Raw genomic sequence first — 10522 nt, 5'->3', positions numbered from 1 at the left:
AACCAATCAAACCAACTTGACGATAGACAGTAAGCCAGCGGGTCAATAATGTTTTAGGGACATTATACTTTCCACGAACATATAAAATAGGCTGATGAAGCTCAACAACGGCTTTCACGCACGAAAGCTTAAACTTGTAGGAATACTTGACTTTTCTTGACATAAAAACACCCAAAAAGTTGTCTAACTTTTTGGGTGCAGTTCAAAGATGCCCTTTTTTTATGTATTAAATTCTTATTATTTAAACTGAAAAATAAGGGGAAAAATAAAACAAACGATGGCTGCCCAAATGGAATAAATGGGTAGGTATTGGGCAATGCTTTTGGCAACAAAATGGAAGTCAGATTTGCCTTGACTTGTTTTCAATAATGATTTGGCTACCAGGAGTAGGTGAATAAAAATCAATAAATTACTACCTAAAACGGCTATTCTATTGGGTGTGATTCCCCATTCAATAATTCTAAAACTAATGGCAGAAAGTGCAATGCCATTGACCACAATAGTTAAAGCGGATAAACCTAATAATAACCAAGTTTGGTAGGTTGGACTTTCGCTTTTTTCAGCTTCTGCCACGGAAAATAAAATGAGCGCCATTACACCGATTAATAGGCCATTGAAGATTAATAGAAATTCACGATTGGTATAAGGATCTTTCCCAGTATACACCATAGCGATTAAATATATGAACAAGAAAACAAATACCACTGGGGTAAATATTTTGGCAATGATGGGGGAAACGTTTTTGACCAAAGTAGGGTTTTTCTGGATTAAATAATTACCCAAAATAGGGGTAGCGGATAAACCACTTACAATGACATATTTTCCATAAAATTCTTTGATATCCAAGCTGATGATTTCAAATAAGCCCAGGGAAATAGCGGTAAATAATCCACCAGAAAGAAGGGTTATAGCACACATCACCAATAAATCGCCATGCAATCGTAAAAATTCAATTCTTTTATTCGTGTTGGTAAATAATCCTTCTCCCATGAAAGCATAAGCCCAAATAGACCATAAAATCAGAGGTAAATGGATGCAGGCTAAAACTATGGAATCAGAAGGAGAGGTATGAGGAAGTAGGTTGATATAAACCACAGAAAAAAGACAAATCCCCAAAGGAAGTACGATTTTGTTAATGGGAAATTCTTGTTTCCAAATGAAATAGACCGCTAAAAAAGGAAAAACGACAAAGGATATATTTCTTTGGAAAAAAGTATCTTGTTCAAGGCCAAAAAGATTGGGGATTTGTGAAATGAAGGCTGCAATAACAGCTAAAATGGCAATAAATACTAATTCGTTTTTGGCACCTAATGAGATTGGTTCAGCGGCATAATTTAAGCGCTGATTCCAAAATTGCAAACTGGCTTCTTCCGAATATTCTGGCCACAAGGCATTGAATTCTTTTTTAAATAATGTGGTATTACTTCGGTATAATTTTTCCAGCTGCTCTGGATTTTTTAAGTTTTGGATGATCTCGCTTTTCATGATAGTTGAGGAAAATAAATTTTACGTGCTAGAAAAATTTGTCTTTATACTATTTATAGAACTCAAGTATATGTAAGCTTTCATGGAAAAACTTAGCGAAGCAATAACTCAGTAATTGTTTAAATATTACACTCAATTTTGTTTAATGGCTAAATGAATCTTCTGAACGGTCAGATTCCTTTATGTAATTCCTTGCCACCAAGCAGAGAAAGTTTGGTTTTTATCTTTTAAATCCACTAGTTCACCAATTTTGGGAGTGATAATAGGTATTTCGTGCTTCTTGCTATTTTCCCAGAGTAGTTGTAAAGGCTCATCCCAAGGATGAATGCTTAATTTAAATTTGGAGTTATGTCCAGCAAAGATTTTTTTGGCATTCAATTCTTTGGCAACTGTAAAAATCTCCTCAGGCATGAGGTGAATGTATTTCCAAGCTAGGTTATATTGGCCTTGTTCTATTAGTGCTAAGTCAAAAGGGCCATGCTCTTCACCGATGACTTTGAAGTGGGTGTCATAGCCGCTATCTCCGCCAAGGAATAAATTGTGATGTGGTGTTTTTAAAACAAAAGAAATCCAAAGCGTTTTATTTCTTTGTAATCCTCTTCCTGAAAAATGACGAGCCGGGGTGGCGGTTAATTTCCATTCTTTCTCTAAGTCGATGGATTCATTCCAATCTAATTCATGAATGATATCGGCTGAATAGCCCCAAAATTCTAAATGTTCTCCCACTCCCAATCCACATACTACTTGCTTGACTTTACCTCGAATTTTTTTGATGGTTTCATAGTCTAGGTGATCATAATGATCATGGCTAATGAATAAATAATCAATTTGGGGTAAGTTTTCGGGTGTAAAGGGATCAGTGCCCTTGAACGAGGAATTTAGCCAAGAAAAAGGGGCTGCATATCCGCTCAAAACGGGATCTATCAATATCGTTTTACCTTCTATTTGGAGTAAATAGGACGAATGCCCCAACCAAATCATGTAGTCTGTGTTAGGACCTATTTGCTTTAAATCTGTTTTTACCGTCGGTAAAGCTACCGAAGGTTTGGTTCTGATGTCCTTGCTGGTCATGACCCTAAACATGGAACCAATTTTGTTATTTTCCTCCGCAAAAGTGGGGGTATAAGATAGGTTTTGAAACGCACTATTTTGATAATGGGGCGAATTTTTAATGCGGATTAACCTTTTTCCTTTGGGATTTAATCCAAAAACGGCTTTATTCAGGGCAAGCAAAGATCCTATGGAAACGCTTGTCAATATTCCTAGGAAGCCTAGCATACGTCTTCTTTTCATAATTTGGAGGGCAATTTACTGTTTTTGTCCAATCTTTGGGCAAAATCCTTTTTTCACCCAATGCATGAAGAATAAATTTTGCATCGGAGTGCATTTAACATAAATTTCGTAAAACTAGTTTTATTCTGATGAACTAATTTTGTTCTAAGATTGAAATGTTCATTCTAATTCCAATAACCGCATGATTTCATCCTTATTCGTTCCCTTACTTTCTGATTCGAATTCCCAAACCTTAGATTTAAGCATCCATAACCCCAGATTTACGGTAGACATTTATGAGGATATCTCTAAATTCAGTCAATTCATTCAGGATTCTATTGGAGAAAAGAGATATGGACTAGGAGGGTATTTGGAGCATCGAAGGATGTATGAAACTCATGAGAATTTTGCTACGAGTGAACACGACTTTCGGAATATACATTTAGGAATAGATATTTGGGCGGAGGCAGGTACAGAAGTGTTTGTCCCTATGGATGGAATCATTCATAGTTTTCAAGTGAATGAAGGTGCTGGAAACTATGGCCCAACCATTATTTTGGAACATCAAATCTTAGGAGAAAGGATTTATAGTTTATACGGCCATCTTGCTGGTCAAGATTTAGTCGGGCTTTTTCCCGGAAAAGAAATTCGTCGAGGAGAACATATTGCCCATTTGGGAAATTCCTCCGAAAATGGAGGTTGGCCCCCTCATTTGCATTTCCAATTGATACGTGACCTTCAAGGATTTATGGGGGATTATCCAGGTGTATGCTCCCAAAGAGACATGGATTTTTATGCTCAAAATTGCCCAGATCCAAGGCTGTTGGCAGTAAATTAGGAGACAGTCTTTATGTCCAGCTTTTCTAACACTCCTTTTCTTTTGACTATATTTTTATAATCCCATTGAATGGTTTTAGATTTCTGTAACCATCGCCCAATATCTTGTTGGGGTATTTCTTCCAAGCTATTCAAGTAAATTCCGGCAGCTTTAAACTTGCCAATGGCCTCTAGTGAATCTTCTTGAAATGATTGCCCACTCCAAAATAACAATTGAATTCCTTTTTTGAGAGAACTATAACCTACAATGGGGTTTTCGTTGATAAACCAAACAGGTATGGCGTGCCAAATTTTACAGCTTGCTTCGGGTACTTGTTCTGAAATAAAAGAAGCCAAAAAATCGCCTATTTCGGCTTCGTGCGGAGATAGTTTACGATTAAAGTCTTGAATGGCTGGGTTCATGGTGTGGGCTATTGAAACATTGAATATCATTCTTTTCAAGTCAATTCTAGTTCAAATGTATGGAATTACCTTTAATTTTAATTTCTTGGAAAGAATCAACAAATAATCATGAAGTATATCTTAAACCTAGCTTTTTTTATCTCATTAGCTTTTGGCCTGAGGGCACAAGAGGAAAAGGCCGCATCGTATTTACAGAAAATCAGAAATAATGAAGGAGAATTAACGGCTTTTATGGCTCAGATGCCGAAAGGTGGCGACTTACATCACCATTTTAGTGGTTCTATCTATGCCGAGCCATTATTAGCAAAAGCCATACAATTGGATTACTATTTGAACATGGAATCGATGGCCATGGCCATAAAACCTTCGGCTCAGGGTGTTTGGAAGCGATTATCCAGTTTAGCTTCGGAAGGACGTTTGGAAGCAATGAAAAATGAGATATTACGCCGCTGGTCTGTTAAGGATTATTATCCAGGATTCTATCCCTCAGACCAATTGTTTTTTGAGTCCTTTGATAAGTATTTACCCGTACTCAATGAAGAATATGCACCGGGAATGTTGGAGATAAAAAACCGCGCATTAGCGGAAAATGTTAGCTACATAGAAACGATGTTTTCCCCTGTTTATTCTCGAATAAACTTGAGTGATTTGACCTCTTTTGATGGGCAATTACGTCAGGAAGCTAGTCTGTCTAATGATCGGGAAGTCCTGAACTTGCTGGAGAATTTGTATACAAAATTGCTGCAAAAAGAGGCCATAACCCAGGCCGTTAATTGGAATAATTTGTTCATCCAACAATTGCATGATAGTCTAAAAATTGACGATGAACGATTCACCATGCGATATCAAAAATACGTGTTGAGGTTTATGAATCCGGTCGACTTATTTAAAGACATTGTTATCAGTTTTATGTCGGCCAATACCAATAATTTGGTTGTTGGGGTAAACATGGTGGCTCCGGAACATGGAGAAACCTCCATGAAGGATTATCGATTGCACATGCTGATGTTTCAGTTTTGTCATCAAAAATTCCCCAAGGTAAAGTATTCTTTACACGCTGGAGAATTAGCCATGGGACAAGTGGCTCCAGAAAGTTTAACTTGGCATATTCGAGATGCCATCTATACGGCGAAAGCCAATCGGATTGGGCATGGTGTGGATATGCCCTATGAAAAAAACAGTTATGAACTTTTGAGATACATGAGCCAACAGAAAATTCCTGTCGAAATAAATCTCGTTTCTAACCGATTTATTTTGCAAATAAAGGAGGATAAGCACCCCATTAAATTATATCATCAATTCAAAGTTCCCATGGTAATTAGTACTGATGATGCGGGAGTTTTGCGTACCAGCTTAACGGAACAATACGTTTTATTGGCGAAGTCTTATCCTTTTTTCAGCTACTCCGATATCAAGCAAATTGTGCTGAATAGTATGGATTATAGTTTTATTAAAGAGACAGCACTAATACAGAAATTAAGGCAAGATTTGCTGAAAAGATTTCAGGAATTTGAGGAAAAAATTCCTTGATTTGGAAGAATGTTTTAAATTTTTGTTCTTTCATTCTCATGCCCCAAATCTTGTAGGGGAGTATTTTTAAGATTTATTTAACATGATAAAAAGAATTGAGTCCATTGATTTTTTAAGAGGTATCGTTGTGATTCTGATGCTACTGGATCATGTGAGGGATTTGTTTCATATTCATTCCATCGATCAATCTCCGACGGATTTAGCGGTGACGACTCCTTCGATATTTTATACTAGAATTATCACCCACCTTTGCGCACCAATTTTTGTGTTTCTGTCTGGGAGTTCAGCATATTTGGTATTTCAAAGATCAGAGAATAAAAAGCAGTTCAGTCAGCACATGATTCGAAGAGGGGCTTGGCTAATCTTATTGGATTTAACTGTCGTCAATTTTGGACTTTTTTTTGATATTCATTTTGGACTAGTGCTGGTGGATGTACTGAGTGCCATTGGCTTTTCCATGGTGATTATTGGGCTAATCAATCGCCTAACTTCGAAGCAAATATTCGTCTTGGCATTGGCCATCATTTTATTGCAGCAGGTACTCTTGCAGATTCAACCCTCTTGGCTAAAGCCCTTATCCTTTTTAATTAGCCCAAATGCATTCCCTTTACCCAATGGGACCCTGATGGTGGTTGGTTATCCACCAATTTCTTGGCTTGCAATAAGTCTACTAGGCTATTCAATGGGCTACTACTTTTTGGAAAAAACATCAGCTGATTTTGGGAAATTGGGACTTAGGCTATGTCTTCTTTTTTTAGTTGTTCGTTATTTTAATTTAGGAGGAGAGGCTCCTTGGCAAATAGAAGGACCATGGACAAAACAATGGATGTCGTTTTTAAATGTATCTAAATACCCACCTAGTATTAGTTTCACTTCTTTGACTTTAGGCATCATGTTTTTACTGCTAAGTGTAAGTCAATTTGCCAGCAAAAAGGTGACTGAAGTGATCAGTTCTTTTGGTCGAGTACCCTTATTCTTTTTTGTTAGCCATTGGTTTGTGCTTCATTTTCTGTTGTTTCTGTTGATTTTTAACCAAGGGTTTTCTTGGTCAGATCTTGAATTTGGCTTTCAATTAAGTAGACCTAAATCCTTCATTGGCCTGGGTCTTTCCCAAGTATATGTCGTATGGGTATTCATAGCTTTGCTATATTTTCCACTCTGTCGCTTGTATTATCTATGGCAGCAAAAGAGAAAATTGGCATAAAATCTTAGAGTTATATATGGAAGAAGCATATCGCTTATACCATCGAGATGGTTCACTTTGGGCTAAGGGCCAATTCCTCAACGGCCTGGAAACGGGTTATTGGGAATGGTTTCGAAAAGATGGTACAAAATTACGTTCCGGATATTTTACTGAAGGTGTGCAATCGGGTGAATGGACGACCTATGACAAAACAGGTAAAGTGTATAAAGTGAGCCACATGAAATAATTAGAATACACCATCATCAATAAAAATTTATTGAAAAATATTCTAAATTTATTGTTTATCAATAAATAATTGTTAAAATTTGCCCAACAATTAAACACTTTATGTATGAAAACGAAAACAGCGACTATTCTAGCCATCATGAACGTGCTTTCATGGATAGCTTACATTGGCATTTCGATTAAATGCGGTGCCATCATTTTCACCTACATGTTAAGTTTATTCAATCAGCAAGTTGCCAAAGACTTGTATCAAGGATTAAACTTATATGATTTGATGAACGATAGTTTTTTACAATATTCTTTATTTGTAGGAATTACGGTCGGACTTTTAGCGATCAAAGTTTACGTGGCACATTTGGCCATAAAAATTATAAGCAAAATCAATTTGACTAGTCCCTTTGACATGGCGTTGGCTCTTCAATTGGAAAAAATCAGCATTCTGATATTAACTCTTTGGCTAATTTCATTATTTGCTACGATTTACCAAGAGTTGATGGACTTACCTAACATGGATTGGAATGGAGGAGAGGCACTCTTTCTTTCGGGCCTCATTTTTTTATTCGCCCAGATATTTAAAAAAGGAGCGGAAATTCAAGCAGAAAACGATTTAACTGTATAATTATGCCTATTGTCGTAAATCTAGATGTCATGATGGCAAAAAGAAAAATGTCCTTGAACGAGTTGTCGGAGAAGGTAGATTTAACCTTATCCAACCTCTCCATATTGAAGACGGGAAAGGCGAAAGCCATTCGCTTTAGTACTTTGGAAGCAATATGTGAGGCCTTGGATTGTCAACCCGCAGATATTTTAGAATATCAAGCTTCGTAAAAACTTTTGATGAAAGAAAAGGCAAGGAGTTTCCCTTGCCTTTTTGTATTTATATAAGCAAACCAGCACTTGCTTGCAAAGCGTATACGGTTTTAAATAAGTAGGCTTTTAGGTCAAGTAATTTTTCGGCAGCTTCAAGGGCTTTGATCTCACGACTATTGATTAAAAATAAAGATGATTCACCTTGTGAAAACTTAGACTCCTCTGCCTTGGTTAAAGCAACATAAGAGGTCACCGCTTTTTCTTGTGTTTGAATCTGCTTTTTGAGATTCTGAAATTGGTTGAAATAGCTATTGATTTTAATTTGAATCTGTTGTTTTTTCTGTGAAAGCAGTATCGTTTCTTCTTCAATTTTCAATTTAGCTGATTGGTATTCACCGCGACCAGAAGAAAGGCGCAGAGGTAATTCGAACTTAATACCAAAGCGGTAATTATTTGCCAATAATGCCCCTGAATAACTACTGGATTTTTCCTTCATCAAATGATTGTATTCCAAATCAATTTTGGGTAACAAACTTTGAAATTTCAGCTTCTTTTCCACATTTAGTCCAGCTATTTTAAATTGATAAGCTTGTAGCTCTGGGTGAAATGCATCAACCTTTTCTAAAATAGAATTGAGGCTTAAATCAAAGTTGGAAAATAGACTGTAATCACCCCAAATTTCTGCCGGAATAACTTCTTTTGGTAGGTTGGAAGGCACATTATTTTCTTGCCATAAATAGGCAGATAATTGTAAGGTAGCATTTTCATAATCCAATGTTTTCGCCAAGTTTTGGTTTTCCATGTACATGAGTTGAGTACTGGCTTCCAAGGTATCTACAGCTGGCCTGTCACCTAATTCTAAACTTCTTTTTACAAATTCCACCCGACGCTTCGCGGCCTCTAAATTTTGGCCCGTAATTTTCAGCACTTGAAAGCATTTTAACCAGTGCCAATAGGCTTCCATGGCATCCAAAAACAATTGATTTAGCACCACTCTTTGTTCCGCAAAAGCCATTTGGTTCATCAATTTGGCTTGTTGCAAGGCAGCTCTCCTTTTATCCATCAACAAGTTTTTAGCCAAAGGAATTTGGATTCCAATATAGCTGGTTTGTCCTGTGGTTTGGCTTGGATCTAGTCGGTTTCCTTGTAAGTTTTCAATACCAGAATTGACTTCAATTCCATACCAAGTAGGGATACTTAATTCTGGAGCATTGTATTGGTAATAGCTAGTTCCGTCTAAAGTTTTGCTGGCTATATAATGCCGTAAAACAGGGTCAAAAGCACCTCTAGCTTGTAGGATTTGGGCATCTGATTTTTTGATACCAATCTGAGCCTGACGCGCCACGGGGTGGTATGCTTCCACAATTTTTAAATAGGACTCAGGGTGCAAGGTTTTAGTTTGCGCCCAAGCCATATTTGATACGAATAAAAACCACAGGATTTTATTTTTCATAAACCGCATTTTTTTCATTTTTAGCCTGGTAAAAATCAGGAGGGAATCCATTGATATTTCTCCATAATTCATACCAAAGTGGGACGTCATTGAGTAAGATGATTCCTTTCACACCGGCACCAATTTTAATTTGCTTGGGCCATTTTTTGAATCGAGCATCTTCTTGTACGATGACCCTGAAAAGCCCATTGGAATTGATCGCATTTTCCACGACTAAAATCTTTCCAGCAAAGGTTCCAAAACTTTGTTCTGGCCATCCTCCAGAGAATATAATTGCCGGAAAACCGTCAAAAATAAAACGAATGGATTGGCCAGGAGCGATAAGGGGTAAATCTACAGGTCTGACAAATACCTCTACGGCATAATTCTCATTTTGAGGAACAATGCTCAAAAGCTCCTCCCCATCTTTAATAATTTCACCAATACCAGTTTTTTTCGATTGTACTACTTGACCACTTTGCGGGGCCAAAATATAATACATGCCATTTCGAATGGAGTAATTGGTTACTTGATTCGCTAATTTGGCTACTTCTCCTTTGTTGACTTCTATTTGCCCTAAACTTTGTAAACGCTCACTGTCAGCTTTATTGATTTTTTCATCATATTCTTGATCCACACTTTTTAACTCAATTTGCGTATTATTTAAATCTTGTATGGTCTGATTCACCTTGTTTTCCGACATGATTTTTTTGGCCATGGCGTTCTGAGCAGCCTGATTTCTTTGTTGGAATTGTGTTTGCGAAATCAGCCCTTCTTTATACATCTGCTGGTATCGTTCCAATTGATCCTTGGCTAAGTTTTGCTCATTGGTACTAGCTGCTAATTCGGCTCTTTCAGAAGTAATTTTCTGCTGAAGTTGAATCAATTTATTGGCTAATTGGCTTTTCTTAAGGGCTTTTGACTGTTTCAAATTGGCAATTTGAGCTTCCGTAGCTTGTACCTTTTGGGTATAGAATTCCAATGAATTTTTCTTAGCATTTAACTGATCTTGGGTTCGTCCAATTAAATTAGGGTCTAAGTAATCTTCTTTTATTTCACTTATTTTGACCAAGGTATCTCCTTGTTGTACTACATCTCCCTCTTTCACCCACCAATTGGTTATTTTACCAGCAATAGGGCTATATATTTTTTGAGGTTTTTGTTCTTGATACAAACTCGTAATATTCCCTTTGGTCTGAATATTTTGTGTCCATGGAAGAAATATGATTCCTAGTCCTAGGAGTAAAAGTCCTATAATCCAAAAACGGATTTCGGTGCTTTTACCTTGTTGATATATTAAATTAAATGACTTGAAATTTTCCATG

At 36.9% G+C, this 10522-nt stretch carries 11 protein-coding genes; 6 read left to right on the top strand and 5 right to left on the bottom strand.

From position 1 onward, the window contains the following. Positions 1 to 237 precede the first annotated feature (237 nt). On the bottom strand, positions 238 to 1485 hold the full coding sequence (locus G9H60_RS07940) for a DUF4153 domain-containing protein (RefSeq protein WP_223143517.1): 1248 nt from the start codon (positions 1483 to 1485) through the stop codon (positions 238 to 240). A 180-nt stretch (positions 1486 to 1665) separates the two neighbouring features. Continuing rightward, positions 1666 to 2778: an MBL fold metallo-hydrolase gene (locus G9H60_RS07935; RefSeq protein ID WP_262899984.1), complete on the bottom strand. Its 1113-nt coding sequence runs from the start codon at positions 2776 to 2778 to the stop codon at positions 1666 to 1668. A gap of 181 nt (positions 2779 to 2959) precedes the next feature. Between G9H60_RS07935 and G9H60_RS07930 the strand changes: the two genes are divergently transcribed. Then, entirely contained in the window at positions 2960 to 3595 is a 636-nt protein-coding gene (locus G9H60_RS07930; protein ID WP_223143516.1) for a peptidoglycan DD-metalloendopeptidase family protein, read from the top strand. Here the strand turns inward: G9H60_RS07930 and G9H60_RS07925 are convergent. Further along, positions 3592 to 3996 carry a DUF1801 domain-containing protein gene (locus G9H60_RS07925; protein WP_223143515.1) on the bottom strand — a complete coding sequence of 135 codons (405 nt, stop codon included), beginning with the start codon at positions 3994 to 3996 and terminating at the stop codon, positions 3592 to 3594. The genes G9H60_RS07930 and G9H60_RS07925 overlap by 4 nt on opposite strands. A gap of 108 nt (positions 3997 to 4104) precedes the next feature. On the opposite strand from G9H60_RS07925, the gene G9H60_RS07920 reads away from it, so the two are divergent. The 5 genes from G9H60_RS07920 to G9H60_RS07900 all read left to right on the top strand — a co-directional run bounded on the left by G9H60_RS07920 (position 4105) and on the right by G9H60_RS07900 (position 7783). After that, positions 4105 to 5526: an amidohydrolase family protein gene (locus G9H60_RS07920; protein ID WP_223143514.1), complete on the top strand. Its 1422-nt coding sequence runs from the start codon at positions 4105 to 4107 to the stop codon at positions 5524 to 5526. Between the two features lie 82 nt (positions 5527 to 5608). Next, the gene (locus tag G9H60_RS07915) at positions 5609 to 6730 is read left to right on the top strand and encodes a DUF1624 domain-containing protein (protein WP_223143513.1); all 1122 of its coding nucleotides are present in this window, start codon (positions 5609 to 5611) and stop codon (positions 6728 to 6730) included. Between the two features lie 16 nt (positions 6731 to 6746). Beyond that, positions 6747 to 6956, top strand: coding sequence for a toxin-antitoxin system YwqK family antitoxin (locus G9H60_RS07910; RefSeq protein ID WP_223143512.1), 210 nt, complete (start codon positions 6747 to 6749; stop codon positions 6954 to 6956). A gap of 105 nt (positions 6957 to 7061) precedes the next feature. Further along, the gene (locus G9H60_RS07905; protein WP_223143511.1) at positions 7062 to 7574 is read left to right on the top strand and encodes a hypothetical protein; all 513 of its coding nucleotides are present in this window, start codon (positions 7062 to 7064) and stop codon (positions 7572 to 7574) included. Between the two features lie 2 nt (positions 7575 to 7576). Then, on the top strand, positions 7577 to 7783 hold the full coding sequence (locus G9H60_RS07900; protein WP_223143510.1) for a helix-turn-helix domain-containing protein: 207 nt from the start codon (positions 7577 to 7579) through the stop codon (positions 7781 to 7783). A gap of 49 nt (positions 7784 to 7832) precedes the next feature. Here G9H60_RS07900 and G9H60_RS07895 read toward each other — a convergent pair whose 3' ends face one another. Together G9H60_RS07895 and G9H60_RS07890 are read right to left on the bottom strand one after the other, a co-directional pair. Continuing rightward, positions 7833 to 9218: a TolC family protein gene (locus tag G9H60_RS07895; RefSeq protein ID WP_223143509.1), complete on the bottom strand. Its 1386-nt coding sequence runs from the start codon at positions 9216 to 9218 to the stop codon at positions 7833 to 7835. Then, entirely contained in the window at positions 9208 to 10521 is a 1314-nt protein-coding gene (locus tag G9H60_RS07890) for an HlyD family secretion protein (protein WP_223143508.1), read from the bottom strand. The genes G9H60_RS07895 and G9H60_RS07890 overlap by 11 nt, the downstream gene beginning before the upstream one ends. Position 10522 lies beyond the last annotated feature (1 nt).

It is taken from the genome of Aquirufa aurantiipilula, assembly GCF_019923745.1.
GTDB classification, from domain to species: Bacteria; Bacteroidota; Bacteroidia; order Cytophagales; family Spirosomataceae; genus Aquirufa; species Aquirufa aurantiipilula.
The sequence above is the reverse complement of the archived record's forward strand: the minus strand, read 5'-3'. Positions and strand labels throughout refer to the sequence as shown.

Bases quoted from the DNA above. Each gene is read 5' to 3' on its own strand.
- G9H60_RS07890 (WP_223143508.1), bottom strand. From the start codon at position 10,521: ATGGAAAATTTCAAGTCATTTAATTTAATATATCAACAAGGTAAAAGC.
- G9H60_RS07920 (WP_223143514.1), top strand. From the start codon at position 4,105: ATGAAGTATATCTTAAACCTAGCTTTTTTTATCTCATTAGCTTTTGGC.
- G9H60_RS07900 (WP_223143510.1), top strand. From the start codon at position 7,577: ATGCCTATTGTCGTAAATCTAGATGTCATGATGGCAAAAAGAAAAATG.
- G9H60_RS07930 (WP_223143516.1), top strand. From the start codon at position 2,960: ATGATTTCATCCTTATTCGTTCCCTTACTTTCTGATTCGAATTCCCAA.
- G9H60_RS07940 (WP_223143517.1), bottom strand. From the start codon at position 1,485: ATGAAAAGCGAGATCATCCAAAACTTAAAAAATCCAGAGCAGCTGGAA.
- G9H60_RS07935 (WP_262899984.1), bottom strand. From the start codon at position 2,778: ATGAAAAGAAGACGTATGCTAGGCTTCCTAGGAATATTGACAAGCGTT.
- G9H60_RS07925 (WP_223143515.1), bottom strand. From the start codon at position 3,996: ATGAACCCAGCCATTCAAGACTTTAATCGTAAACTATCTCCGCACGAA.
- G9H60_RS07910 (WP_223143512.1), top strand. From the start codon at position 6,747: ATGGAAGAAGCATATCGCTTATACCATCGAGATGGTTCACTTTGGGCT.
- G9H60_RS07895 (WP_223143509.1), bottom strand. From the start codon at position 9,218: ATGAAAAATAAAATCCTGTGGTTTTTATTCGTATCAAATATGGCTTGG.
- G9H60_RS07905 (WP_223143511.1), top strand. From the start codon at position 7,062: ATGAAAACGAAAACAGCGACTATTCTAGCCATCATGAACGTGCTTTCA.
- G9H60_RS07915 (WP_223143513.1), top strand. From the start codon at position 5,609: ATGATAAAAAGAATTGAGTCCATTGATTTTTTAAGAGGTATCGTTGTG.